Here is a 24,626-nt window from a genome sequence, read left to right as displayed (position 1 = left end):
CCCACCGCTATGGATGAGGCTCACACAAGGTTGGAACCCTATACGTGAGCCCAGCGTGTGCTAAGGCCGCCCGCTTATGAGCGCTTACGGCTCCGGATTGCCAGGGCTCCCACACATCCGAGGGCACCCATCATGGCAAGTAGTCCAGACACGTCACTACCGGTCTTGGCCAGGCGGTCGTTCTTTGGAACGACCTTTCCTGACGGTGTGGGGGTCTTCGCACCGGGAATGGTCCGATCAGGCTTGGTGTCCTTCTGGGGATCCTTCTGAGGTTGGGAGGGCTTGCCTGCCATGGTGAAGGAAACCTCAGCACGTTTGGTGGCACCGATGGCGTGGAGCGTGTGTGTTCCCTTGGGGAAGTCTGCAGGAATCTTCCAGGTGAAACGCACAACGCCCTTGTTATCTGCCTTGATCGTGCCAAGAACCAGCGGGTCGGAGTGGACCTCCAGGGTCACCTCCTCTTCGGGGGCGAATCCGCTGGCTTCAATGCTCAGCGAGCCGCCCTGGATAGGGGCGCCCGACAGCGTCACGGTCGGCTTTTCGGGGACGTTGGGAGGAGTCGGCGGCGTTGGGGTTGATGGTCGAGCGACTACCTCGAAGGTCGCCGCTCCGCTCTTCCCTTCCGTATCGCTGACGGTCAGGGAGTGCGGACCAGTCGCAAAATCGGTAGGCACTGTCCAGGTCAACTCAGCTGTGCCCGACTCTGTCACCATAGCGGTCCCAGCGGTCACGGGACCGGAGGCAACAGTGAAGGTTGCTTCCTTGCCGGGCGTCAGATTTGTCGCGGTGAAGGTCACCTCGCTGCCCTGCTGAGGTCTCTGTGCAGAGACCGTGATCTCAACCTTCTTTTCAGGTTGTTTTTCACGCAGAGCGATGATGATTTCCCCACTGATTACCGCATCGATCTTATTTGCTGCGGCTGCGCGGATCCTCAGTCCCTCGTCAGCTTCGGTAATGACCTTGGAGTAGGTGTCCTGATTCTCATCCTCGAGGTCTGTCCATTCGTCAGCGTCCCTTGCCATGCTCTGCCATTGAATGTCAGGCTCAGGCTTTCCGCCAACTTGGACGACAAAGAAGAGCTCCGTATTCGGATCGACTGTGATCGTGCGGCTTGCCCCATCGCCTGCAGCATCAAAAGCGTCGTCTTTCTCAGCTCTGACCTCGATGGGTGAGATCGTCGGAGCAACTGCGGCTCGTTCGCCTGCGACCTCCACTTCAGCCAAAGACAGGGGTTCTTCACCGGGGAGCAGCACACGAACGAAACGGCCTTCGGTTCCTTCAAAGTCGACTTCGGAGGGGAATCCGCCCGTGCCTTCAACCTTGATGACACGCACGCCGTCACGCTTTTCAATCTCGGCGATATCGTTGGCGCTGTCCAAGTTGTTGGCAGAGACGATGACGTAGAAGTCGCGCAGGCGCGTGTCACACGTGACGATACCGCAGCGATCCTGATTCGAGCGGTTCCAGACCTTCACTGTCTTGATCGAGAAGTCCTCACCCAGATCCACTTGCCACCATGGGTTGGTTGAGCCATCGCGGGTGTGAGTCACTGAACCGTTGTCCCACACGCCATCCGTGTTGCCATCAACCGCGCGAGAAGGACGTCCACCCCATCCGGTGGAAATCTGGGTGGCTTCCTTTCCTTCAGCGATATTGGGGTTCATGGGGGTGACCGTCAATGTCGCTTCGCGCGATTGTGCCTGCCCTGCCGCGTTCGTGGCAACGACGTAGAAAATCGCTCCATTGTCAGCGTCTTGAGCAGTCAAGCTGTAGGTGGCGGATGTGGCATCGGGGATTGCTGTGCCTTCGGCATCAGCGCTCGCTTTCCTGTACCACTGGTAGGTGGCGTGAGGACGTGCCTTCGCTGCTGCAGAGAACATCACTGGTGAGCCGACTTCGACCGTTGTGTCCTCAGGTTGGCTGATGAATACGGGGGCCTTGTTCTCACCTGGATTTTCCGATGCTTCGATCGCAACACTTTGGACATTGGCATCGAGTCCATCGGCGTAGTAGCGCGGATTCGCGTACTGCAACCGAATACGAGTGACGGTATTGGGTGCAAGGGTGAAACCGTGCGAGATTGCTCCGCTATTGAGTTCGGCTCCTGTGACGACAACGCTGGTCTCTCCGACGGTGAGCTTGTACTGGCCGGTCGGGTTGGCGCCTGTCACCTTGAAGTCGAGTTCAACCTCCTTGTACACCTTGCCGGAACGGTCAAGAACGAAGGCATCGTAAGCGACGTTGCCGAAGGCTTTCGCGCCGCGAATTGGCACGGCTTGAGCCTCACCAATACCGTTGGTGAGTTCAGCGGTTTGCGCGGGCACCAGGCGGGGCGTTGAATCGAAGTTGACCTTGATGACGGGGATGGGTGAAGCGCCGTGGATGAGGTTTGCTTCGGGATTGTCGCCCTGCATCGTCACCGTAATGCTTGTCCCCTCTTGAGTGAAGGGCAGGGTGCGTTCTGTTCCGTCAACGCTGACACTTGTCACGCGGGTGGATACTCCAGGAATAGTCAGCGTGCTTCCGGCGCGCCACTCATTGGGGAAGAGGAAGAGGGCGTTGCCCTTGGTGGTGATACGACCCCAGCTCTGTGCGGGAATCCATGTGGGTCGAGCGCCGGTGATGGCATCCGGATGACGTTTCATCCATGTCCCGATCCCCTCAAGGACTTTCTGATCGTAGGGATCGATGGAGCCATCGCCCTTGGGGCCAATATTGAAGGCGAATTGGCCGCCGCCTGCGATGACTGTGATGAGGTTTCGAATGGTGCTCTCGATCTTTCGTGGCAGCCTGTCTGGCGTGCGGGGAGCTTTGTAGGTTGAGCAGTAGGACCAGCACATTGGGAAGATCGACAAAATGGATTCCCATGGGCCCATGCGGAAGTCTGTCGGGACGTTGTTGTCACCGCCAACTTCGAAGTCGCCCTTGTCATTCCACACGCGAGAGTTGACCACGGTTGTGTTGGGCTGATGCGCGCGCACCCAGTCGGCCATGCGTTGCGATTGGTCTGCGGTTGGTGCGCCCATGTCGAACCAGAGTTCGGCGATGGGGCCATATCCGGTCATGAGTTCGTCGAGCTGTGCCTTAATGTAGGGCATCATGCTCTCAGGGATGGGGTTGAGGTTTGAGTAAGGCTCAGCATCGTGCTTCGTCCAGTCGATGATGGAGAAGTAGAAGGCGAGCTTAATGCCTTGTTTTCCGCACTCGTCAGCGAGCTGCTTCATGGGATCTTTGGCGAAGGCCGTTTTCTTGACGACGTTGTAGTCGGTGGTCTTCGTATCCCACATGGCGAAGCCGTCATGATGCTTTGTGGTAATCATGACGTATTTCATGCCGGTGTTCTTTGCGACCTCGCAGATCCGGGCGGCATCCCAATTCTCTGCGGTCATGCGGGCGGCTGTTTCCAGATATTCAGGCGTTGGGATGTTCTTCCATGCCTTGATTTGTTCGGGATAGCCGGTGCCCTGGGGCTGTCCCTTGTAGACGCCTTCGTACATGGAGTAGACGCCCCAGTGCATGAAGAGGCCAAACTGTAGTTTCTGCCAATTTGCGATGCGTTCGCTTGCGTCATAGTCGACAGCTGCTGGAATACCGATCACATTGTCTGTTGTGATGGGGTCGGCAGAGGCAGGGGCTGTCACACCGATTGACGCGATAGCAACCGCAAGGGCTGTTAAGCCCCCGAGTATCGATCGTCTCATCGATCGCTATCCTTTCAGGAAAATTGAGGACGCCAGTGTCCTCAGCTCTCGTCATTGAGAGCTGTAATCAAACTTTAGGCATTCTTCCAGTCGTTTCTCAAGCATTTTTGTCTGACAACCTGACAAATATTCATTACCCCACACAGAAATCGGGCTCTTCCTTCTATCGCAGAAGGAAGAGCCCGATTTAAATAGTGTTCTATTTAGTTTCTCCAAGCTGCAGCTCGCTGGCCAGCCACCCACGCAGCAACCTGCGTGCGGCGCTGAAGACCCATCTTCGAGAGCAAGGAGGTGATGTGGTTCTTCACGGTCTTTTCCGCAACACCCAGCTTCTCACCAATCTCACGATTCGACAGACCATCACCAATGAGGTCAAGCACCTTACGCTCCGAGGGGGTCAGATCAGCCGTGGGATCATCATGGTCAGCGCGACGGCGCGTCACCGTGCGCTCATCAAGCAGGACGCGGCCTGCGGCCACCGCCTTAATGACGTCAGTGATCTCAGCCCCACGCACGGTCTTGAGGACGTAGGCGCGCGCGCCCTTTTCGAGGGACTCCGCCAGAGCGCCATCATCATCAAAGGAGGTCAAGACAATGGGCAAAACCTCAGGCAGGCTTTGACCAAGCTTTTCCATAATGTCAATGCCGGTGCCGTCAGGAAGCTGCAGATCAACAAGGATCACGTCGGGGCGGACAAGGTCAGCGCGGCGCAGGGCGTCGGCGACAGTGCCAGCCTCGGCAACAACTTCCAGACCATCAGCGCGATCGACAATCTCAGCGATTCCTCGGCGGACAATCTCATGATCGTCAACGATCATGACACGAATATTAGTCATGGAGTGAATGTCTCCCTTCTCATTACACACCCGCGCCCTCGGGGGCTACTCGGGACGAATAAAGTCTGGCTCTAACGCTAGCAAAGCTGCACGGGCAGCGAGGTTTTCAGCGTGTTTCTTGGATGTATCCAGGGCCATCCCCTGCACGCCCTCGCAGCCTTCAATGAAGACCTGCGCGGTGAAGGTCCGCATATGGTCGGGGCCATCGCCCGTCACCACATAAGAAACATCCCCCCACCCCTGGGAGCGAGCGTACTCAATAAGGCTCGTCTTCCAATCCTGCGTCTGACCACGCACGAAGGCCTGATCAAGCATGGGTGCCAGGTGGGTAAGGATCACCCTTTGAGCAACCTCGAAACCGTGGGTGAGGTAGGTCGCGCCAAGCAATGCCTCGAAGGTGTCCGAAAGAATCGAGGCTTTCGTGCGGCCACCGGAGAGGTGCTCCCCCTTCCCCAGGAAGATATAGTCACCCAAGCCGAGAGTGCGGGCGGCCTGCGCCAGAGGGGTTTGCGACACTGTCGCCGCGCGCATCCTCGACAGTTCCGACTCAGAGCACTTGGGGTAATCATGAAAGAGGCGCTCAGCGATAACAATGGACAGCACCGAGTCCCCAAGGAATTCGAGGCGCTCATTATTGGGCAAGCCGCCAGCCTCGTTGGCATACGAGCGATGCGTGAGGGCAAGGCGGAGCAGCTCCTCAGGCAGATCCGCGCCCCACACTTCCATGAGGGCGTTGAGGTCTTCTGCAGGGGGTTGGGGAAGTTTCGAGCGTTTTGCCACTAGCGGGCCTCACCCTCGGTCTGATCACTGGAGTCCCCGTCACGAAGAAGGCCCGAATCCAGGAGGGCTGCCAGGCCCGCCAGACGGGGGTCGATCACCTCGTGAGCGTGATCCTCAGGCAAATCAGCCCACCGTTCCCCGCAATCTTGGCACAGGCCCTCGCAATCCTCAGAGCACAGGGGACGCTCGTCAACGAGAGTGATGATCGAGTCCCTCAAGAGGGGCTCAATATCGATACTGTTCCGACGATCAATGACCAGCAGGTCGTCAGCTTCTTCATCCTCGCCCGCTTCTGCCGCGAAACGCGCCGCCGCTTCAGGCTCGAAAAAGACTTCTGCTGTGTCGATGGCGTGTTCACGACGGACCGGATCAAGGCAACGCACACATTCACCAAGCAATTCAATGTCGGTGGAAAGCTGGACAAGGACGCCGTCGTCAACGGAGGTCAAGGTGACATCGATGGGCAGCTCGGTGCCGGGTTCAACCCTCATGGAGGAGGTGCCACAATCCTCGGGAACCACCCAGGTGAGTTCCCGAGTGAGGGTGGATCCGAGCTGGCGGGGCAGCTCCACTAGGGACAGGTGCAGGGAATCACTCATCGATGCTGATATCCGTTCGGTCGATGCCGCTTCTTTCGGCAATGGCTCGGCGTCCGGCGTCAGTGCGCCGCTGAAGATCATGGAGAAGTTGGGACAGTTCCGTCAAACTCTTCGCCGCATACTCATCGGCTCCTCGACGCAACTGGGCCTCCTGGTGGCGTGCCTCCGCGACGATCTCGCGGGCACGCTCCTGGGCGAGCTGGCTGATGTTTTCCGAGGCGATGAGGCGCTCGGCTTGAGCATTTGCGTCGGTGAGGATCGCCTCGGCTTCCGCGCGAGCCTGGGCGATGGTCGCCTCGGCGTCCTCCTGCGCGCGTTCCACCATACGTTCGGCGCGTTCGCCGGCGTCACCGACCAGCTGCTGGGCTTTCTCGCGGGCCTCATCAATGGTGGCGCGGGCACGCGAATTTGCTTCAGCGATGGTCACTTCTGCGGCGGAGTCGGCGCGGCCGAGCACCGCGTCAGCGTCGGCAACAACGGCGTCAGCGGCAACGAGGTCTTCGGGCAGGGCCTCGCGAGCCTGTTCGAGAAGGTCAATGAGTTCAGCCTTATTCACCATGACGGAGGCTGACAGGGGAACGGCGCGCGCCTCTTCAACAAGATCTTCAATCTGATCCAAGATGGCGATCACCGTGGAGGGGCCGTAGACGGCCTGCTCTTCCCATTGTGCGTCCTCGTAGGTGGAGGCATGTTCGTAGGTGTCGGTGTTCTCAACGCTGTCTGTCATGGTGTCCTCCCCGGAGTGTGCTGCTGGTCAGTGGCCGCCTGATTGTCCACCTCTATTGTCCCGTATGAATGCTGCGACTTCGGCAGGAACATACCGTGAATGGTCCATTCCCCATCGCAATAATTCGCGTACCACCGATGAGGAGACGTGCGCGAGTTCCGGGCGAGTGGGAAGGAAGATCGTTTCGACGCCGCCAAGCTCGCGGTTGATGGTCGCTTGGGTGGCCTCATTGGCGGCATCAGCAGCGTCGCGCACGCCTTTGATGACGAGGGCGGTGGCGTGTTTGGCGCAGAAGTCCACGAGGGGCGTGCGCATGATCTCGACCCGCACGTGGGGCAGGTCGGCGGTGGCGCGCAGGATCATATCCCGGCGCTCTTCGGGCGAGTAGAGCGGCGTTTTCGCGTGGTTGACGCCGACGGCGACGATGAGTTCGTCGACGAGGACGCCCGCGCGGGCGACGAGGTCGTAGTGGCCCAGGGTGAAGGGGTCAAAGGAGCCTGGGAATACGGCTCGCCGAGGTGAGACCTTGCCCCGGGCTTCTTCACAAAGTCCGCTCATGTTGCTCATTCCTCCGTCTTTTCGGCGGCTGCGACATCATCGTGTGAGGTGTTTTCCGCGTCGTCGCTGGCAAGCACGGGCGGCCCGGCGAACCACATGATGGTTTCGCCATAAGCGCGGCGTTCTTCGAGAACGAGATCGGTGGGCCATGCGGGTTCGGGGGCGCGTGAGGAGGCCTCAACAATGACGAGGGTGTCGGGATGCATCCACGGGCCAAGGTGAGCAAGTACCTTATTGAGATCAGTTGCCGCCATGTCATAGGGCGGGTCAATGAAGATGACGTCGTAGTCGCCACTGAGGGAGGCGCCTTCTTTGTGGGTGATGTAGGTGCTCACATCGGCGCAGACCACGCTACCGAGGGCGGCCAGATCTGTTGCGTGGAGGTTGGACTTAATAATGGTGGTCGCCGGACGCGACTTTTCCACGAAGGTGGCGCGGCGGGCGCCTCGTGAAAGGGCTTCCATTCCCAGCGCGCCGCTGCCCGCATACAGGTCGAGGACGGCCGCCCCCGTGAGGATGCCCATGTGGTCGAGCCGGGAGAAAAGGGCCTCACGCACACGTTCAGAGGTCGGGCGCGTGCCCTTCGCGGGCACTTTCAGCGGGCGCCCACCCGCGCGTCCAGCAACAATTCGGGTCATGCCCTCATGGTAGGCGTTCTAGACCCGTTCCATCCACGCAGCCTCGTCGGAAAGCATCACAGTGACCTCTCGGTGCAGAGCGGGATATCGCTTGAGGGATTCTGTGGCGCTACTGCTGCCACTGAGGCAGGCGAGGGCGGCGGCGCGGGCCTGGCTAATGATCTCCTCGTCACGAAGGACAGACAGGAAACGCAGGCCAGAGGCTCGCCCGCTTTGCCCAGCGCCGAGGACGTCTCCTTCGCGACGAAGTTTGAGGTCCGCACGAGCCAACTCGAAACCATCCGTGGTCTGCGCGAAGGCCTCCAGTCGAGCCATGCTCTGCGGGGACAAGCCCGCACGGTGGACGGCCACACAGATGGAGGGCGTGTGAGAGCGGCCCACGCGGCCGCGCAGCTGGTGAAGTTGCGAGAGGCCAAATTGCTGCGCATCAAGAATGATCATCATCGTCGCTTCGGGGACATTCACGCCCACCTCAATGACGGTTGTCGCCACCAGTAGGGGGACGGTGCCGCAGGCGAAAGCCTCAAGGGTGGCGACTTTCTCTTCCGAGGGCGTGCGTGACGTCAGCGTCCCCAGAGGCACGCCCGTCAAAGCGGGGTGCGCGCCGAGCATGGGAGCCATCTCCATGACGGCGGCGAGAGGAGGCTGCGGGGCGCGCGCGTCCGCAACTCCTGCGCCCTCCTCCAGGGCGTCACTGTCAAAGAGGGCATCCTCGGCGTCCACATTACTGACGAACTCATCCCCACTGCCCCCAATGTCACCGTCAGCGCAGGCGGTACCCGGCGCGTCAGCGTCAATACGCGGGCAAACCACGTACACGCGCCCTCCCGCGTCAATTTCTTCACGGGCACGCGCCCACAGGCGCTCCAACCACGGGGTGTTCTCGGCGCTCACCAGGTGCGTTGCCACAGGAGTGCGCCCCGGCGGCAGGCCCATCATGCGGGTTTCCTCCAGGTCACCAAAGACCGTCATCGCAATGGTGCGGGGGATGGGGGTGGCGGTCATGACACATTGATGGGGGGTCAGCGGCCCGGCGGTGGCGGCGTCGCCGCCGACGCGTTGGCGGCTGCGCTCCCGCAGGCGATCGCGCTGCGCTACCCCGAAACGGTGCTGCTCATCGACAATGACGAGCGCCAGATCAGCAAAGTCCACGCTGTCTTGAATCAGAGCGTGAGTGCCTACCACGATCATGGGCACCCCCTCACTCATGGCCTGCTGAATCCGCGCGCGCTCCCGAGGGGCCGTCGCGCCCGTCAACACCTCAATGGTCAGGTCACACTCGGGAGGCAGAAGAGCGCGCAAGGACACGGCGTGCTGCTCGGCGAGCACTTCCGTGGGCACCATGAGCGCCCCCTGATGACCAGCGCCCACGACCTGGGCCAATGCCAGCAGGGCGATGACGGTCTTGCCCGAGCCAACATCTCCTTGGAGCAGGCGCATCATGGGCGCGCGCTTCCCCAGATCAGCACGGATCTGCTCCCAAGCGTCCTCCTGGGAGGGCGTGAGAGCGAAGGGCAGGTGGGCACGCAACTGCGCGAGGAGCTCACGACTCCCCTCCCCTTCAGCCGGGCAGGCGGGAGCCTCGTCGCCTTCCTGAGTGCGCCGCCGGTAGGCGAGGGCAGCCTGCAACACGAAGGCCTCTTGCCAGGCCAGGGTGCGTTTGGCAGCCTGGTAGTCTTCATCCCTGGCCGGCTGATGGAGCTGCCGCAAGGCCTGGGCGCGGCTGAGCAGATCATGCTCGGAGCGAATCTCCTCGGGGACAAGGTCTGGGATCTGCTCGTCGTCCAGCTCATCGAGGATCATGCCCACCGCACGGCTGAGCACCCAGGGCGTCAAGCCCTTCCCCAGGGGGTAAATCGGAATCGGGCGCTCCTGTCGGGCACGCGCCGCCTCTTCATCGCCGTCGATAGCCTCTTCAAACTGGGGGTGGGTGAGTTGCAGGCGACCACGGTAGGCGCCGATCTTCCCGGCAAAGAGGTGCGTGGAGCCGGGGGTGAGGAGACGCTGGTGGGGAATGAGCTTGTACTGATTGGCGCCGAAGAAGGTGGCCGTCATCTGGTCAAAGCCGTCGGTGAGTGTGACTTCCAGGCGCACGCCTGCCCGATTACGGTTGGCAATCAGGGTGGAGGAGACGACCCGCGCCAGAATACTGACATCCTCGCCCGGGTGCAGGGAACGCATAGCCGTCAGGGTGCCCCAGTGGTAATAGCGGCGCGGCGCGTGATGCAGCAAGTCTCCCACGGTGCGCAGCCCGGCAGCCCGGCATTTCTTAGCGACGGCGGCGGGGAGGCGCAGATTCAGCGGCGTGTCGAGAACATTCACAGCAGGCCCTGAAGCTGGCTTTCTGCGGTGAATCCCCCGTCGATGACGTCAAGGACGGCGCCCACTCGGGGGGAGAGCAGCTGGTTGACGAGGGCGACGACATTCGTCCCCTCGTGGCTGCCAATAAGGATGCGCCACTGGCGCGGTTCCATGGCGCCGATCTCGTCGACGGCGGCGACGACCTCGTGGGCGGAATGGGAGGAAAGGAGGACCGTGCGCTGCGAGACGAGGGCGTGCTGCTGGGCCTCACGTAGGAGGGACTCCACCTGCGCTCCGACCTGCGGACCGCCGGGTTGGGGGACGAAGATCGTGCCGCAGGCTTGGGCGAGGGCGAGAGCAACGAGGTCCGAGCGGCTGTCCCCCGCAATAATGCGCGGCGCGACGTTCCCTTCGGCGACGTCGCTCCCGGGGTGAGGGGCGGCGGACTGCGGGCTGCGGCGACGCTCAGCGTAGGCGCACACGGCGTTGGCGAGCTCGGCGCTGGCCTCGTCATAGGGCAGGAGAAGGCTCACCCCCGTTGAGGAGGCGCTGGCGAGTGCGGCAATCATCGGCACGTCATCCACCGTGGGCGTGAGGACAACGATGGCGCCGGCCTGCGCGAGGTATTCAACAAGCCCCGGAGCCTGCGTCATGGCGATGACATGCGCCCGTTCAACCCGCTTGAGAGGGCGGCGTTCCAGCAGACGCACACCGCGGTGAGTGACGCCGTCGGAGAGCGTGTCCACACCGATGAGTTCATTGGGGCGCGCATCCGCGACGGTAAATGCCCGCACATTTGCCGTGCGCGGGTGGGCAGCCAGAGGCGCGGAGGTATCAATATGGAAACGCCACTCCCCCAAACCAAAAAAGTCAGCGCGCCCCACGTAGGAGTGCGCGGCCCCCAGCAGGGTCAGTCGCTCTGAGAGGGCTTGAGCATCGGAGTGCGCTCCAGAGAGCACGAGGTCAACAGTGAAGGCACGCTGCTCATGAGGGACAGCGGGACGCGGTGGCCGAGAGCTTGGGGAGGCTGCCAGATCGCCCAGCATCTGCGCAAAAGACGCGAGCAGGGAGTAATCCTCGCGCGCCGCACTATCCAGGCAGGTCGCCAGGAGCGTGAGGATCGCGGCGCCCGGATCAATACGGCCCGTCGTCGTGGAGGTCGCTTCGATGAGGCCGAATTGGGTTTGCGCCGCAAAAAGATTAACGAGGTCCTCGCCGTCGGGCAGGGTCGCCCCCAGGGCATTGAGTTCAGTGCGGGCGTCATCGAGGACGGCCAGGATTGCCGGGGAGAGCTCCATGTGGCCGCTGGCGGCGCGGCGCGGGTCGGCACTGAGCATGGCGCGAATGTGGATGGGTTGGAGGGTGTCAGTCCCGTCAATACTCTGGTGCCAGGTGGACAGGAGCAGGCTGAGAAGCTGACCACAGTGTCCCATGCCGTAGGTAATACCTGCGTCAATGGCGAGTTCCAGGCCCGAGGCGAAGGACAGGTACTCGGTGGCGCCCTCGAGGGCGGCGGCCATGTGAACGAGGGTGTGATGGGCGTTGCTTCCAGTGTCGCAGTCTTTGCCATCCCAGCCGTCGAGGTCATCAATGAAGGTGCGCAAGGTGGCGGATTCTTCGGCTGCCAGACGCAGCGCGGCTGCCAGGGTGTGCGCGCGCAATGACACGGCGGGGCCTCCTTGTTCTTCAACGCTTGTGACTCGAACACGGGATCATAGGTCACTGCCCCACGTTCATGCGAGGTCGCTCAGGGTATTACCGTGGTTTTTCAAGAGAAAACCTCTCAGGCAATTCTCCGAGTCCTGCGCAATGTGTGCCACTTGACACGCCCTAAAGGTGCGTATGACTTGGACTTGCGTCCCTTTGTCGGCTATTCTTCTGTGGTTGCCTTCGGTGGATTATCGCCGTTGGACACCGCCTTCGGGCGGTACCGAAAGAAACTTGAACCAAGGAGAACGATCGTGGCTGCCGTGTGTGACGTCTGCGGTAAGGGACCGGGCTTCGGCAAGAGCGTGTCGCACTCCCACGTGCGCACCAACCGCCGTTGGAACCCCAATATCCAGCGCATCCGCGCTCTGGTGGGTGGCACCCCCAAGCGCCTCAATGTGTGCACCAAGTGCATGAAGTCTGACAAGGTCGTCCGCGCGATCTGATTCAGACTGTGGCGGGCATCTCGCACCGCCACCACCTCAGCGTATGCAAGACCCCGCAGGGACGTCCCCGGCGGGGTTTTTGCTCGCCTCACTCCCGCCTCGTCACGCACCTGCGTAAGACGCGGTAGCGCCTGATTGTAAAGAAGGAACCCGTGCCCGCCTCAACCTCCACCCAGGGAACTCAGTCCCACCGTTCCCGCACCAGCATTGTCGTCCTCTCGACAGCACTCATGCTCTTTTCGATGTTCTTCGGCGCGGGCAACCTTATATTCCCTCCCATGATTGGCGCCTACGCTGGTGAAGCCTTCACCCCGGCAATGGTGGGCTTTTTGCTGGGCGGCGTCGCCCTTCCCATCGTCGCTATTGTCGCCATCGCCTTTTCCGGCTCGGATCTTTCGGACCTCTCCCGCCGTGCGGGTCGAGTCTTTGGGGCGCTCTTTCCCGTTCTGGTCTACCTGTCGATTGGCGCATTCTTTGGCCTTCCACGTATGGGCGCTGTCGCGTATTCGACATCCTTCGTCCCTCTGGCTTCCTACGACTCACTGAATTCGGCTGTGCTGTTTAGTGGCGTGTTCTTCACGGTGGCCGGCGTCCTCGCGTGGAATCCGCGGACGATCATTCAGTCCTTGGGGAAGGTGCTGACCCCAACCCTGCTGCTCTTCCTGGCGATTCTTATTCTCCGCTCGGTCATGGTCCTTGATGGCGCCCCTGCCCCCGCTCAGGACACCTACGCCACCCAGCCCATTGCTGCGGGTCTCCTCTCGGGCTACCTCACCATGGATTCGGTGGCGGCCTTGGCCTTTGGCATTATTGTCGTCAACACCCTGCGCGGTAATGGTGCTGTGCGTCGCCGCCACCTCATTCCTCAGACCGTGACAGCTGCTTTCATTGCCGGTGGCTTCCTTTCCGTGGTGTATGTGGGCTTAGGCCTCATTGGCCGTTCCATTCCCAATGCCGCCCAGTACACTGACGGCGCGGCTCTCTTGGCCGATGCGGCCGCCCAGTCCCTGGGCAGCACGGGTGCGTTCGTGTTTTCTATGACGGTTCTGGCAGCCTGTTTGACGACGGCCGTTGGCCTGCTGGCGGCCTGCTCGGAGTTCTTTCACCGTCTTGTTCCGGCGGTGCGCTACCACGTGTGGCTGGTGGGCTTCGCGGTGATCGCGTTTTCCTTCTCCATTCATGGCCTGCCCACGCTGCTGGCGATTGCTGGGCCGCTCATTGGTTTCCTCTACCCCATTGCCATCACGCTGATGAGCGTGGCCCTCATTGGTGCTGTGGTGAATCGGTGGACGAGGCTGCCTGTGACCTTCCGCCTGGCGGTTGGCGTGGCCGTTGTGTGGTCGGCCGCGACCACCCTGGCTGAGCTGGGTGTGGGGACTGCCGTGTTGACCCCGATCCTGAGCGCCGTGCCCCTGCATGATATTCACTTGGGGTGGGTGGTCCCTGTGGCTCTTGCTGCCGTGTGTGGTCTGCTCGTTGACCTCACCAGGCGGGAGCGATCACGGGCATAACCCACAGGCCCGCGATGCTGACGGCCCACGCAGCCAGGAGCACCAGCACGTCAAGTACTGTGATTGGGCGGGCCGAATGGGTGGTGCGGTAGGGGTGGCGGGAGAATCCTCGTGTCTCAAGGGCTAGGGCGGTGGTATCCGCCTGCCGAAAAGCAGCGACGAGGACTGGCATGAGGGCGGCTGGCAGCATCCTCAGGTAGAGTAGCCGGGACCCGCGTGCCCGTACCCTCATGTGGGTCGAGATCTCCTGGAGGTCTCGGCGCATGAGGGCAAAGAAGCGATCGCCCATCGACACCACATCCACCAGCTGGTACGGAAGGCGCAGGTACTTCACGCAGCTATCAGCGATGGTGCGCCAATCTGCGAGGGTGAAGGGCACGGCCAGTGTGATCAGCATGGCGATCATCCGTAGAGCCAGCGTGATGGCAGCTTGTTGCGGCAACCACAGTGACAGGGAGAGCGCAAGGAAGGCAGCTATAGCCGCGATGCTGAGGGTCATTTTTAGTGCCCATCGCCAGCGAAGCAGGAAGCCGTAGACGAGGACACAGATCATGATGGCCAGAATGTAGCTCAAGGATTGGGTACGCAGGACGATAATGAGCACTGGCAGTGGGATACACACGGTGACTAATGGGTGAAGCCACGTACGAGGATGGCTCAGATCGGGCATAGTTCACCGATTTTTCCCTCGCGGATTTCGCAGCGGTGGGTTGCCACTGCTTCGATGAAGGCCTCATCGTGGCTGGCGACAATGGTGACCCGCTGTTTAGCGTCGCGAGTCACCATATTGATCATCTGCTCCGTGCCCTCGTGGTCTTGGGAGTAGGAGGGTTCGTCAAGTAGCGCCACGTGAATATCCTGTCGTCCTAGGGCTGCTGCCACGGCGAGGCGTTGGCGTTGCCCACCTGAGAGGGTGAGCGGGTGGCGTGTCTCGAGGCCAGCAAGTCCGCAGTCCTGCGCAGTGAAAGCGGCTGCGCCGTGGCCGAGTTCTTCAGCAACACTGTCTGCGCTGAGATGGTGAGAGCCTCGTTGAGGAAGCCAGGCTATGCCGGCTCGGACAAGGGTTTTATTGGTGGTGAGGGAGGTGAGGAAGGTGGTTTTTCCCGCGCCGTTTGGCCCCGTTAAGGCCACTATTGCTCCCACGGGGATGGAGAGTGGGCCGCAGTCGACCCGTTTGTCGGACAGTACTGCCTTCGCCCGGTAGGAGGGGAAGGAAGCGCCGGGCATGCGCACTCCCCACTGGTGGGCGTGGGCTGGCAAGGTGTCGCCATCGTAGAGGATTCGCCCGCCCTTCCCCATGACAATGATTCGCGTGGCGCGCTCAAGGTGGGCCTCAACATTGTGGTCGATAGCGACGATCGTGAGGCCTTCTATGCTGTCAATAGCGGCAAAGAGGGCTTCGCGGGACTGGAGGTCAAGCTGGCTGGTGGCCTCGTCAATGACGAGGACAGGCGCCCCCAGGGCGTGCGCGGCCGCGAAGGCCAGGCGCTGTTGTTCTCCTCCCGATAGACGCATGGGGTCGTGCCCTGGATCAATGTGCTCAAGCGCCACTGTTTGAAGGAGTTTTCGGGCCAGGGCGGTGCCTTCGTCAGCGGGAACAAGGTGGTAGTCAAGGGGGCGACGAACCTCGTCAAGTACCGTAGGCGCACACATTTGCGCGGCAGGGTCTTGCCATACTGCGGCTACGCCCTCCTTTGGGGCATCCAAACTTCCGCTGACTCCTCGGGTTAAAGTTCCCGCCAGAATCAGAGCCAAGGTACTCTTCCCGGTTCCCGTCCCACCGCAGATCAGCGTGTAGGAACCGGGAGGAAAGTCCACGTCAAGCCCGTGGAATAGGCGTGTGCTGCCTCTGTGACAGTCCAGCTGCGTGATCTTCACCTGATGTCGGGGCCTTTAATCGAGTTCTCCAATGCCGACCCCTTGTAGAGCGCGGGCCACAATCCACGCAAGATAGGCGTAGACGACATTGGTGACAAGGCGGATGGCAAGAGCAAGAAGGATGAGGGGCATGGGCAATTGGCTAAATTCCGGGAAGAGGAACATGAAGCCGAAGGTCATCAGCCCAATGACGACGCCGTTGAGTAACACCCATCCCACACTCAGAGCTTGGCGATTCTTGCGCAAGAACACCATGACTTCGATACATAGGGCGACAAATACTGCCATGGCTCCAGCACTGAGAACAGCCGCGATGACGGCTGTAATGAGTGCGACCCACTGACGTTTCAGGAGCAGGGGTGCGACAAGGATTGGTACCCAGAAGGGAAGAGGTGCGGGGAAGGAGAGCCAGGGGATGGCAGCCGTGACGGTGATGGTCATCCATTTGGTGATCCAAATGAGGATGGCGCTGAAAGCCCCAAGGACGACGCAGATCATGAGGGGGCGGGCGCTGAGAAGAGGTGCTTGTTGGGGGCGAATATCGGTGCTCATTAGAGGCTTTCCTCCATTTGTTCCTGCAGTGCCTGGAGATCCCCTCCGGAAAGGATGGTGTCGCGCAGCAGGCGAAGGCGTTCAATGTCGATGGCGGTGAGGGAGGTTCCCTGGCGCCAGTATCCAAAGACCTGGGTCTGTTCCTTGCTCAGGCCAAGAACCTTCCGGCAGTGCGTGCGGATGATCTTCATCTGTGAGGCTTCTCCAGCTGCCCACACTGAGTCAACGCCCTTTCCTGCCAGCTTGACGAAGGCTTCCCCCAGGTTCTCGCTGACAAGGTTTAGAGAGTGGTCGGGCAGTTCATTGAGCTCGTCAGCCTGTCCTTGGACGATGAGGCGAATGCGGCCGCTGAGCTCGCATTTTTCGAGGACGGACCCGAGTGCAGGGATGGCCGTGGAATCAGCCACGAGGATCGTGTCTTTGCCTGGGGCGGGAATGCGATGACCTGCAACTGACCAGATGTCGATGACGTCGCCGATCTTCACGTGGGTGAGCCAGCGCATGACGGGTGATGCGTCCCCGTGGAGGGCGAAGTCAACGCTGATTTCGCGCGTCTCGGGGTGGGAGTGGGCCACTGTGTAGACTCGCGAGGCTGTTGTCGGTGCGTTGGCAAGACCGACAAGTTCCTCTGGTTGGACGGGTACTTCAATGCGGAAGATCGCGTTGGGCTGTTCGTAGGCTGTGAAGTCTTCACTGTCGGGGATTCGGCCGCGGAGACGCACCATGCGTTGGGCGCGGTCTTCGATGGCGGTAATCGTCCAGGGGATCCGGTCGTGACTGTGGGCGGGTTCGTCCTCGTCGTGTTCATGGTCGTTGACAAGGGAAAGTAGGCCGACGAGTTCTTCCTCGGTTAGCCCCATCGGGTTCGTCACTGTCATGCTTAGCTCCTTGGCGGTCTCTAGCGCCTGGGTGGAGATCAGCGAAGCCTTTCCTTTGGAGCCACACGGCAGTGAAGAGAGTCGTGCAGCATGAGGTGAAGTGTCTCAACATCTTTCACACCATAGGCAAGCTTAGCCTACCCTAAGTTCATTCGGGATCTGCCGAAGCATCTCAGCATAAGGAGCTACCTCACCTCAAGGAGAGCGCTCACTCTAGTGCCGAGCGGGCAGCACCTGGCCAAGGATTTCAAAGGCGGTAGGCGCTGTAAACATAAAGCCCTCAGCGAGGAGTTTATGCGGAACAGCGCGCTGAGAGGCCAAGATGACTTCCTCAGCAATCTGACCACCCACCGTTCGCATGAGGGCTTCTGGGGCACGCAGGAACGAAGGACGCCCCAGGTAGTGCGAGAGGTTCTCGTGGAGTTCCTCATTGCGCAATGGCTCTGGGCACACCAGGTTAACCGGGCCCTCGATACGGGGCGTCGCCATGCAGAACACGATGGCACGCACATGGTCAACAACCGAGATCACAGGCATCCAGGACTGACCGTTACCTAACTGGGCACCTAAACCGAGCCTGTAGGGGATGACCATCATCGGCAAGAGCCCAGCTTCAGGCCCGAGCACCAAACCGGTTCGCAGGAGGACCGTGCGCACTCCGTACTCGTCCTGAGCGCGTTGTGCGGCGGCCTCCCACTGGGCGCAGAGTTCAGCGAGGAAGCCCTCGCCCTGCGGGGCGTCTTCGGTGAGCTTTTCATCGCCGCAGTCATAGCCATAAAAGCCCACAGCTGAACCGGACAGGAACACGCGCGGGCGCTCGGAGCGGGGCAGGCGCCCCATTGCGTCAACGAGGGTGGTGACGGCGTCAAGACGAGAGCGGACCAGGGTTTCCTTGTAGCGGGCTGTCCACGGGCGGCCCATGAGATTCGCGCCGTTTAAGCAGATGACAGCCGTCGCCCCCGCGAGGAGTCGCTCGTCGCAGACGCCCTCGCGAGGATTCCAATAGGCGACCCCCGCGTCTTCGCTCGCCGGGTCGGGGTGGTGGCGCTGGAGCTTACGCACCTCACACCCGAGCGTCACAAGAGCATCCATCAGATGCGAGCCGATAAAGCCAGAAGCACCTGCAAGTACGATCAGAGGACGCTTCATTGTCTGTCCCTCCCCTACAGCACTTGTCGTCGTCTCATGTAGGACATAGCCTGGCACGTTTTCCTGCCCTCAGCCACTGGGATGGACGCTTAGTCCTGCTTAAAGTGATCCCAGCCGCCACGCAGCTCCGCGCCATCCATGAGCGCGGCAGGCGCCTCGCCCTCGTGACAGGCGCGAACGCGCCCGATGGGCCGAAATCCTTCGGGCAGGGGCACGTCTGCGGGGAAAGTTGCAAAAAGACCGTGGTCCTCACCGCCGGTGATCACCCATTCCAAGGCGGGCACACCTGCGCGCTCAGAGGCGGCATGGAGGGCTTCTTCATCGGCCCGAAGGGCTTCGCGGTCAATCTCGATGACAACCCCTGAGGCTCGGGCGATGCGTCCGGCGTCCTTGGCGAGGCCGTCGGAAAGATCCATCATCGCGTGCGCGTCCGCGGCCAGTGCCCGAGGGCCAGCCTCGAGGGGCGGTTGAGGCGCTCGGAAGATGCTGACGGCCTCGTAGAGTTCACCGAGTTCCTCGGGGCGATGGCAGGCGGGGTCAATGTGTCCGCCCAGCAGCAGATCCAGTCCCCCGGCCGAGCGGCCCAGGGTGCCGGCCAAGGCGACGACGTCGCCGGGCTGGGCTCCTGAGCGGGTGACGGGTTCGCCCTCACACCATCCCATGGCGGTGACGGCGATAATGACGCTGTCGCCACTGGAAAGGTCGCCCCCATCAACGCCGCCGCCTGCAGCGGCGATTTCTTCACCGAAGCCTGCAACCATGTCGACGATCCAGTCGACGTCCTCATCCTTGGGGACGGTCATGGAGACGACGACGGTTGATACTCGCCCACCCATGGCGGCGATGTCAGCGAGGTTCTGAGCTGCTGCGCGTCGGCCAATTTCGCGCGCTGTCGACCAGTCCCGTTTGAAGTCAGAGTGTTCCATGACAATGTCGGCGGTGACAATGAAATGGCCCTCCGGGGTGGAGATGACGGCGCAGTCGTCACCGGATCCGAGGGTCGCGCGGGGGCTGGAAGGAAGCACTTCCTTGAAGCGGCGGATGAGCTCAAATTCGTCAATGTCGTGAACACGCATGGCTCTAGCCTACCGCCTGTGAATCTTCAATCAGGGCGGCCATCACAGGATAAGTCCGACAATGGCGGGCACGGCAGCGTAACCGAGAGCCCCGATGGCGATCGCGGACAGGATCGAGGCGCCCGTGCCGATGAGGAATCGTTCGGAGGCTTCGGGGTTGTCTTTTAACTCGGGGTAGCGGCCCAGGCCTTTGACACCAAGGATCAGGCTAATGAGGGCGGGTTGGCCACCCATCATGCAGGCGGCCACGGCAATGCGTTCGAGGATGCCGATCCACAAGCCCCCGCGTAGGACGGCGCGTTCTTCCTCTGCTCCGGCAAGGAGGGTCGCTGCGTCGGCTCCGGCGACGACGCGCGGGCGCGGGGCTGGCACCTTCGCCCATTCAAGGACTTTGAGGGTGATTGTTTTGCCGAGGAAAACGGCGCTGACAAGGACAATCATCCACACGAGGATGTCAACGCCCATGTAGATGAAGAAATCACGGGTGAGAGTCATGCGTCCTCCACACTATCGGCCTGTTCAAGCAGGCGAATGAGCAGATTGTCTGTTCCGCTTTCAGTCTCCCATGCGGAAGCGTGAAGGGACTGTGAAACCGCTGATGGCGTGATCCCCAGTACGCGCGCGGCACCTGTTCGGCTCTGCGCCTCGTTCAGGGCGTCAATGACCTGCCATTGGCGGTGGGTGCGTTGGGCGGCGACATGCATTTTTAAGGCGAGAAGTGCGCCGATTTCTGCTTCATAGTCGCTGTGAGCGGGGATCCTCACCGCCAGCGATGGGCTGAGGTTTTTTGATGCTTCGATGGCTTGGCGGGCTGCGTAGAAAGCAAAGCCGCCTCCTTCTGCGCTGCGAGGCGCCTCCTGGGATGCGAAGTCACCGCTCCCAATGCCGAGGCCGCAGTGCCAGTGCCCATCACGGATGCAGCGGCGGATCGCTTCCAGTGCGGCCGCTGCGTCGCGGGGGACGCCTTGGATTTCGTCGCCAACGGTGCGTTCGAAGGGGGCGAGGGTGGGAATGTCTGCCAGGAGGTGAAGCATGTGTGGCACGCGGTCGTCGTTGTCGCGAGACTTCACCTGGTCGATGGTGAGTACGAACATATTGAGCCTCCCCTGCGTGCGCGGGCGCGTCCTCAAAGCACCCTGCAAGTTAAGTTTAAGCACTTCATTCACGAAAGTGAAGCCTAATGACTTCATTTACGGAAATGAAGCAAAAACACTACACTCTAGGGTGTGGCGCAGGGCGAAAGACGCGGGTTCAACCCCGCGCGCAAGGGGACCGCTCCTCAACGGCCTCGAAGCAACTGGGAAGCGTACAGACAAATCGACGCCGCAGAGGCCACATTGAGCGACTCCGCATGCCCTGTCATCGGGATCGTCACGAGGCTGTCGCAGGCAGCAAGTTCTTCCTCGCTCAAGCCCTTAGCCTCATTGCCCATCAACCATGCGTGGGAGCCCGTTAACACGGTAGGCGCTCCGCGCAAGGAGGTGGCAATCAGTTCAGAGAGGTCCTCGGCTTCAACGCTGCCCGAGGTGCCCAGCAGCCTCACTCCCCTGCTACGCAAGAAGTCGACGGCAGCCTCGAAAGAGGGCATGGGAATGAGCGGCAGGTGGAAGACCGAACCCGCCGAGGATCGCACCACCTTCGGATTACGCACATCGACGGTGCCCGCGCACAGAAGAACAGCGCTAGCCCCCATGGCGTCAGCCGTGCGGATAATCGTGCCGAGATTCCCCGGGTCGCGCCCCTGGGTGACGCACACGAAGGTCGAGGGCGACGGCGCGTCATCGGCAGCGTCCTCAGCTTCGATAATCGCCTCGTGGCGGGCGACGGCGAGGATCCCTTGAGCGTCACCCGACATGGCGGCGGCGACCTCGTCAGTGACCTCATGGACCCAGCGGGTCGCGGCCTGCGCGAGACTCAGCATCTCAGGGTGGGCGGTAATGGCAGCGCCCGTCAGGTACACGTCAACGACGCTCGCGGGGCGGTGTAGAAGGAGTTCACGCACGGCCTGAGGGCCCTCAACGATCATATGGCCGCTGCGTGAACGCGCCGAGCGCCCAACCAGCCTGGCAACCTTCTTCACGCGGTCAGCGTGCGGGTTGCTCAAGGCGGTCGGGCGCTCGGAACTGAAGTGTTGAGACACGGTCTCTAGCAGACAGGTCTTAACGCAGGTCAGGCCTTGGGAGCGTTGACGTCTGCGGGGAGAGCTTCCTTAGCGACCTCAACGAGGCGGTTGAAAGCTGCGGGCTCGTTGACAGCCAGCTCAGCGAGCATACGGCGGTCGACCTCGACACCAGCCAGGGACAGGCCCTGGATGAAGCGGGCGTAGGTCATGCCCTGGGCGCGGGAAGCAGCGTTGATGCGCTGGATCCACAGGCGACGGAAGTCACCCTTGCGGGCCTTGCGGTCGCGGTAGGAGTAGACGAAGGAGTGGGTTACCTGCTCCTTGGCCTTGCGGTACATGCGGGAGCGCTGGCCACGGTAGCCCGAAGCCTGCTCAAGTACGGTACGACGCTTCTTCTTAGCGTTAACAGAACGCTTGACACGTGCCATTTCTAACGATTCTCCTTGTCAGACGTGCCGGTCACTTGCCGAGCATGGTACGGACAGCCTTGACGTCCGCAGGTGCAACAAGCTGGTCGGAGGCAAGACGACGGGTCTTGCGGCTGGACTTGTGCTCGAGGAGGTGGCGGGCGCCAGCCTGCTCGCGCATGAGCTTGCCAGAGCCGGTCACGCGGAAGCGCTTCTTAGCTCCAGAATGAGTCTTATTCTTCGGCATGTCTTCTATTCCTTCTTCTGTGACGAACAGTTGGGCCAGGCCCCTGTCCTCAGTCCTCTTCCGTGGCGGCAGCAGTGCGAGCCCTCCCCTTAGAGGAGCGCTCTGCCTGCTTACCGCGGCGTGCTTCACGTTCGGCTTCACGACGCTTACGCTGTTCGTTCATTGCGTCAGCCTTACGTTTGGTCGGCGCAAGCACCATGGTCATATTGCGGCCGTCCTGGCGAGGCATGGACTCGACAGTTGCGAGTTCACCAACCTCATCAGCCAGACGCTGAAGCAGACGCACACCTGCTTCAGGGCGGGACTGCTCGCGGCCGCGGAACATGATCATGACCTTGACCTTGTCGCCCTGGCTCAAGAAACGCTCGACGTGTCCCTTCTTCACTCCGAAGTCGTGATCGTCGATCTTGAGACGGAAACGAATCTCCTTGAGCTGCGTGTTTGCTTGATTACGGCGTGCGTCGCGAGCCTTTTGGGCTGCTTCGTACTTGTACTTGCCATAATCCATGAGCTTGGCAACCGGAGGCTTCGCTTCGGGCGCAACCTCAACGAGGTCAAGCCCGGCCTCTTCTGCCAGACGAAGTGCGTCCTCCAAACGGACGACGCCAACCTGCTCACCGCCGGGGCCCACGAGGCGGACCTCAGGGACTCGGATACGGTCATTAATGCGCGGCTCGCTGATGAGACGCTCCTTCCACGGATTGTTCCTCAGACACGAAAAAGCCTTCGTGCCCAAACGCGCACGAAGGCTCTCAAGGACACGGCTGTCGCCGTGAACCATTCGACCCGATTCCCTTGGCGCTCTGTAGTGGCGCAACCGTCATCCTGTGATTCCGGCGGGCATCTAGGTGGGAGTAACTCCGCTTGCGTTCCGGGTGGTTACCCGGTCGGTCGCATCCACTGTAGCAGGAATAGGCGCAGGATACGAATAAGTCTGCCGCCGCAGGCAACGTGTACTCAACCACATTTTCCACCTTCCCTGCCTCGCCCTCCCCTTCAGACAGGCAACGGCACGAGCTCAATGCGATCCCCCGCAGCAATAAGACGCTGCGCCCCTTGAAGAGCAGTCACCAGCTCCGTCACGCTCTGGCGCGGGTCCCCCACGCTGGCCAGGATCTCGCGGTCAATGAGGATCTCAACGCGCACCAGCGTGCCCTCTTGAGCGGGCACGACGCGCAACTCACGCAGTGCTCGCCCGGCGGGCACGCCCTCGCAACGCTCGCGCAACTGAGCAAGCAGCTCCTCATCACGCCAGGCCGGGAGCCACTGATCCCCCTGAGCGAGGGCAGCCACGCAGGAGCGAGGCATGAGCACCGCATCAGCTCCAGGGTTGATCACGACGCGGCCGCCCGTCTCCACAAGAGCCGTCAGCGCAACCTTCTGGAAAGGCAGAGTCATGGGGCGGGCACCCGGGCGACTCGTCGCCAATTCGATTGCACTGGAGTAAGCCACAAGGGCGTCGCGCCCGTCAATCGTCACGCGAGCGAAGTCCGCCGCATCGCAGCTCCCCGGATCAATATTGGCGTGCACCCCCGTTTCACGCGGATCGGCCTCAACATTGATCGGCACTATGACACGCTCATCACGCAGGGCCTGGGCAAGGGCTTCCAGCCGGGCGACAGCCCCCTCCGTAGCGCCCAGGGCGAGGGCGGCGGCCGTGGCTGGCAGGAGCTGGCCAGAATCTGAACGATCGACCTTCATTGCCAAACGGGCTGCCAACTTATTGCGTTGAGCCTCGTTGAGTTCGCTCACGACTGTCCTTCCACGGGCGATTCGGGGATAACCGGCAGGTCCAGGGTATTGGGCTCACGCACGATGGCGGGCAGACGCTCAAGCCAGTTGCTGAGCAGCCGCACACCCAGGTCACCGGCCTCATGAGGATCCCACGCCATGGCGCACAAAGCACCGTTATCAATAGCGGCCACATAGGGCGTCGGAGGACCCGCCCAGGCACTTCGAGGTGGCGTCAGGGGGCCAGCGTCCATCCCCTCGGCAGGGTCAGTGCGCAGGCCGTAAGCGGGCGGTGCCGGACACTTCAGCCCTTCAATCCCCTCAAACAAAGACGTGCAGATCGGCACATGCACGCTGGCAGGGACCGAGGACGGGAGTTCGACCACCCTCCCTTCCCACTGGGGCGCCGGGCTGGCCGTGAACCCACCGCCACTGTCAATGCCCTCACACAGCAGGTGCATGGCTGTCCCGCAGGCCAACACCGGTCGGCCGCCAGAGATCCGCAGCTCAACAATCTGCGCCACGCGCTTGAGCGCAAAGACACGCGCGTAGTCGGCAAAGGAAGGAGCGTCAGGAAGGATCAGGGCCGCAGCCTCCAGCATCTCTACACGGTGCGAAGTGCAGAAGGAAGCAACCCCAAAGCTGTCCAGGGCCACCTGAAGAGGAGCGCAATCAACCAGGCCCAGATCAACAATCGCCACCGCAGAAGGCACACACTCACTCCCGGTAACACCCGGCGAGAGCGCAGACGACAACTCACTACTCATCGTGTCAGGTCCTCG

25 protein-coding genes are annotated in these 24,626 nt (G+C 61.6%); 2 read left to right on the top strand and 23 right to left on the bottom strand.

The features are described from left to right. Nucleotides 1-74: 74 nt before the first annotated feature. From HWX48_RS01805 to HWX48_RS01765, 9 genes are all read right to left on the bottom strand, one after another. A complete protein-coding gene (locus HWX48_RS01805) occupies nucleotides 75-3,701 on the bottom strand; it encodes an alpha-L-fucosidase (RefSeq protein WP_175954060.1) in 3,627 nt (1,208 codons plus the stop codon). 203 nt (nucleotides 3,702-3,904) lie between these two features. Beyond that, a complete protein-coding gene (locus tag HWX48_RS01800; RefSeq protein ID WP_175954353.1) occupies nucleotides 3,905-4,519 on the bottom strand; it encodes a response regulator transcription factor in 615 nt (204 codons plus the stop codon). Between the two features lie 63 nt (nucleotides 4,520-4,582). Further along, on the bottom strand, nucleotides 4,583-5,317 hold the full coding sequence (gene rnc / locus HWX48_RS01795; protein WP_175954058.1) for a ribonuclease III: 735 nt from the start codon (nucleotides 5,315-5,317) through the stop codon (nucleotides 4,583-4,585). Further along, a complete protein-coding gene (locus HWX48_RS01790) occupies nucleotides 5,317-5,916 on the bottom strand; it encodes a DUF177 domain-containing protein (protein WP_175954056.1) in 600 nt (199 codons plus the stop codon). Before HWX48_RS01790 ends, rnc begins: the two co-directional genes overlap by 1 nt. After that, on the bottom strand, nucleotides 5,909-6,643 hold the full coding sequence (locus tag HWX48_RS01785) for a hypothetical protein (RefSeq protein ID WP_175954054.1): 735 nt from the start codon (nucleotides 6,641-6,643) through the stop codon (nucleotides 5,909-5,911). Before HWX48_RS01785 ends, HWX48_RS01790 begins: the two co-directional genes overlap by 8 nt. 27 nt (nucleotides 6,644-6,670) lie before the next feature. Continuing rightward, on the bottom strand, nucleotides 6,671-7,201 hold the full coding sequence (gene coaD, locus HWX48_RS01780) for a pantetheine-phosphate adenylyltransferase (protein ID WP_175954052.1): 531 nt from the start codon (nucleotides 7,199-7,201) through the stop codon (nucleotides 6,671-6,673). Nucleotides 7,202-7,206: 5 nt separating this feature from the next. After that, nucleotides 7,207-7,839, bottom strand: a complete 633-nt coding sequence (gene rsmD, locus HWX48_RS01775) for a 16S rRNA (guanine(966)-N(2))-methyltransferase RsmD (protein ID WP_175954050.1) — start codon at nucleotides 7,837-7,839, stop codon at nucleotides 7,207-7,209. A gap of 18 nt (nucleotides 7,840-7,857) precedes the next feature. Beyond that, nucleotides 7,858-10,161, bottom strand: a complete 2,304-nt coding sequence (locus tag HWX48_RS01770; RefSeq protein ID WP_175954048.1) for an ATP-dependent DNA helicase RecG — start codon at nucleotides 10,159-10,161, stop codon at nucleotides 7,858-7,860. Then, nucleotides 10,158-11,807 (bottom strand): hypothetical protein, encoded by a 1,650-nt coding sequence (locus HWX48_RS01765; RefSeq protein WP_175954046.1) that lies wholly within the window; start codon nucleotides 11,805-11,807, stop codon nucleotides 10,158-10,160. Before HWX48_RS01765 ends, HWX48_RS01770 begins: the two co-directional genes overlap by 4 nt. 294 nt (nucleotides 11,808-12,101) lie before the next feature. Here HWX48_RS01765 and rpmB point away from each other — a divergent pair, with 294 nt between their 5' ends. Both rpmB and brnQ read left to right on the top strand, forming a co-directional pair. Then, nucleotides 12,102-12,293 (top strand): 50S ribosomal protein L28, encoded by a 192-nt coding sequence (gene rpmB, locus HWX48_RS01760; protein WP_124867884.1) that lies wholly within the window; start codon nucleotides 12,102-12,104, stop codon nucleotides 12,291-12,293. Nucleotides 12,294-12,445: 152 nt separating this feature from the next. Next, complete coding sequence (gene brnQ / locus HWX48_RS01755) at nucleotides 12,446-13,804, top strand: branched-chain amino acid transport system II carrier protein (RefSeq protein WP_175954044.1); 1,359 nt, start codon at nucleotides 12,446-12,448, stop codon at nucleotides 13,802-13,804. Here the strand turns inward: brnQ and HWX48_RS01750 are convergent. From HWX48_RS01750 to HWX48_RS01685, 14 genes are all read right to left on the bottom strand, one after another. After that, the gene (locus HWX48_RS01750; protein ID WP_175954042.1) at nucleotides 13,776-14,474 is read right to left on the bottom strand and encodes an energy-coupling factor transporter transmembrane protein EcfT; all 699 of its coding nucleotides are present in this window, start codon (nucleotides 14,472-14,474) and stop codon (nucleotides 13,776-13,778) included. The two genes, brnQ and HWX48_RS01750, sit on opposite strands and share 29 nt — an antisense overlap. Next, nucleotides 14,462-15,622: an ATP-binding cassette domain-containing protein gene (locus HWX48_RS01745; protein WP_175954040.1), complete on the bottom strand. Its 1,161-nt coding sequence runs from the start codon at nucleotides 15,620-15,622 to the stop codon at nucleotides 14,462-14,464. The genes HWX48_RS01750 and HWX48_RS01745 overlap by 13 nt, the downstream gene beginning before the upstream one ends. A 75-nt stretch (nucleotides 15,623-15,697) precedes the next feature. Next, nucleotides 15,698-16,234, bottom strand: coding sequence for a hypothetical protein (locus HWX48_RS01740; RefSeq protein WP_175954037.1), 537 nt, complete (start codon nucleotides 16,232-16,234; stop codon nucleotides 15,698-15,700). Continuing rightward, nucleotides 16,234-17,112: a siderophore-interacting protein gene (locus tag HWX48_RS01735; RefSeq protein WP_175954035.1), complete on the bottom strand. Its 879-nt coding sequence runs from the start codon at nucleotides 17,110-17,112 to the stop codon at nucleotides 16,234-16,236. Before HWX48_RS01735 ends, HWX48_RS01740 begins: the two co-directional genes overlap by 1 nt. 213 nt (nucleotides 17,113-17,325) lie before the next feature. Further along, complete coding sequence (locus HWX48_RS01730) at nucleotides 17,326-18,261, bottom strand: TIGR01777 family oxidoreductase (protein ID WP_175954033.1); 936 nt, start codon at nucleotides 18,259-18,261, stop codon at nucleotides 17,326-17,328. Between the two features lie 89 nt (nucleotides 18,262-18,350). Then, nucleotides 18,351-19,337, bottom strand: a complete 987-nt coding sequence (locus tag HWX48_RS01725; RefSeq protein ID WP_175954032.1) for a thiamine-phosphate kinase — start codon at nucleotides 19,335-19,337, stop codon at nucleotides 18,351-18,353. Nucleotides 19,338-19,379: 42 nt separating this feature from the next. Then, nucleotides 19,380-19,832: a hypothetical protein gene (locus tag HWX48_RS01720; protein WP_217701570.1), complete on the bottom strand. Its 453-nt coding sequence runs from the start codon at nucleotides 19,830-19,832 to the stop codon at nucleotides 19,380-19,382. Next, complete coding sequence (locus HWX48_RS01715; RefSeq protein WP_175954030.1) at nucleotides 19,829-20,431, bottom strand: hypothetical protein; 603 nt, start codon at nucleotides 20,429-20,431, stop codon at nucleotides 19,829-19,831. The genes HWX48_RS01720 and HWX48_RS01715 overlap by 4 nt, the downstream gene beginning before the upstream one ends. Before the next feature lie 185 nt (nucleotides 20,432-20,616). Further along, entirely contained in the window at nucleotides 20,617-21,477 is an 861-nt protein-coding gene (locus HWX48_RS01710) for an RNA methyltransferase (RefSeq protein WP_254872911.1), read from the bottom strand. Between the two features lie 29 nt (nucleotides 21,478-21,506). After that, nucleotides 21,507-21,887, bottom strand: coding sequence for a 50S ribosomal protein L20 (gene rplT / locus HWX48_RS01705; protein WP_175954029.1), 381 nt, complete (start codon nucleotides 21,885-21,887; stop codon nucleotides 21,507-21,509). 31 nt (nucleotides 21,888-21,918) lie between these two features. Next, nucleotides 21,919-22,113 carry a 50S ribosomal protein L35 gene (gene rpmI, locus HWX48_RS01700; RefSeq protein ID WP_175954027.1) on the bottom strand — a complete coding sequence of 65 codons (195 nt, stop codon included), beginning with the start codon at nucleotides 22,111-22,113 and terminating at the stop codon, nucleotides 21,919-21,921. Nucleotides 22,114-22,162: 49 nt separating this feature from the next. Further along, nucleotides 22,163-22,894: a translation initiation factor IF-3 gene (gene infC / locus HWX48_RS01695; RefSeq protein ID WP_254872910.1), complete on the bottom strand. Its 732-nt coding sequence runs from the start codon at nucleotides 22,892-22,894 to the stop codon at nucleotides 22,163-22,165. Nucleotides 22,895-23,109: 215 nt separating this feature from the next. Next, nucleotides 23,110-23,865 carry an SseB family protein gene (locus HWX48_RS01690; RefSeq protein WP_254872909.1) on the bottom strand — a complete coding sequence of 252 codons (756 nt, stop codon included), beginning with the start codon at nucleotides 23,863-23,865 and terminating at the stop codon, nucleotides 23,110-23,112. Further along, nucleotides 23,862-24,611 (bottom strand): hypothetical protein, encoded by a 750-nt coding sequence (locus HWX48_RS01685; RefSeq protein ID WP_175954025.1) that lies wholly within the window; start codon nucleotides 24,609-24,611, stop codon nucleotides 23,862-23,864. The genes HWX48_RS01690 and HWX48_RS01685 overlap by 4 nt, the downstream gene beginning before the upstream one ends. Between the last annotated feature and the right edge of the window lie 15 nt (nucleotides 24,612-24,626).

Source organism: Schaalia sp. Marseille-Q2122 (assembly GCF_903645355.1).
GTDB lineage: Bacteria > Actinomycetota > Actinomycetes > Actinomycetales > Actinomycetaceae > Pauljensenia.
This window is presented reverse-complemented; position numbering and strand designations above follow the sequence as displayed.

Bases quoted from the DNA above. Each gene is read 5' to 3' on its own strand.
- HWX48_RS01805 (WP_175954060.1), bottom strand. From the start codon at position 3,701: ATGAGACGATCGATACTCGGGGGCTTAACAGCCCTTGCGGTTGCTATC.
- HWX48_RS01800 (WP_175954353.1), bottom strand. From the start codon at position 4,519: ATGATCGTTGACGATCATGAGATTGTCCGCCGAGGAATCGCTGAGATT.
- HWX48_RS01730 (WP_175954033.1), bottom strand. From the start codon at position 18,261: ATGAAGCGTCCTCTGATCGTACTTGCAGGTGCTTCTGGCTTTATCGGC.
- HWX48_RS01725 (WP_175954032.1), bottom strand. From the start codon at position 19,337: ATGCGTGTTCACGACATTGACGAATTTGAGCTCATCCGCCGCTTCAAG.
- rsmD (WP_175954050.1), bottom strand. From the start codon at position 7,839: ATGACCCGAATTGTTGCTGGACGCGCGGGTGGGCGCCCGCTGAAAGTG.
- HWX48_RS01735 (WP_175954035.1), bottom strand. From the start codon at position 17,112: ATGACAGTGACGAACCCGATGGGGCTAACCGAGGAAGAACTCGTCGGC.
- HWX48_RS01740 (WP_175954037.1), bottom strand. From the start codon at position 16,234: ATGAGCACCGATATTCGCCCCCAACAAGCACCTCTTCTCAGCGCCCGC.
- coaD (WP_175954052.1), bottom strand. From the start codon at position 7,201: ATGAGCGGACTTTGTGAAGAAGCCCGGGGCAAGGTCTCACCTCGGCGA.
- HWX48_RS01785 (WP_175954054.1), bottom strand. From the start codon at position 6,643: ATGACAGACAGCGTTGAGAACACCGACACCTACGAACATGCCTCCACC.
- rplT (WP_175954029.1), bottom strand. From the start codon at position 21,887: ATGGCACGTGTCAAGCGTTCTGTTAACGCTAAGAAGAAGCGTCGTACC.
- infC (WP_254872910.1), bottom strand. From the start codon at position 22,894: ATGGTTCACGGCGACAGCCGTGTCCTTGAGAGCCTTCGTGCGCGTTTG.
- HWX48_RS01715 (WP_175954030.1), bottom strand. From the start codon at position 20,431: ATGTTCGTACTCACCATCGACCAGGTGAAGTCTCGCGACAACGACGAC.
- HWX48_RS01750 (WP_175954042.1), bottom strand. From the start codon at position 14,474: ATGCCCGATCTGAGCCATCCTCGTACGTGGCTTCACCCATTAGTCACC.
- rpmI (WP_175954027.1), bottom strand. From the start codon at position 22,113: ATGCCGAAGAATAAGACTCATTCTGGAGCTAAGAAGCGCTTCCGCGTG.
- HWX48_RS01790 (WP_175954056.1), bottom strand. From the start codon at position 5,916: ATGAGTGATTCCCTGCACCTGTCCCTAGTGGAGCTGCCCCGCCAGCTC.
- HWX48_RS01685 (WP_175954025.1), bottom strand. From the start codon at position 24,611: ATGAGTAGTGAGTTGTCGTCTGCGCTCTCGCCGGGTGTTACCGGGAGT.
- HWX48_RS01720 (WP_217701570.1), bottom strand. From the start codon at position 19,832: ATGACTCTCACCCGTGATTTCTTCATCTACATGGGCGTTGACATCCTC.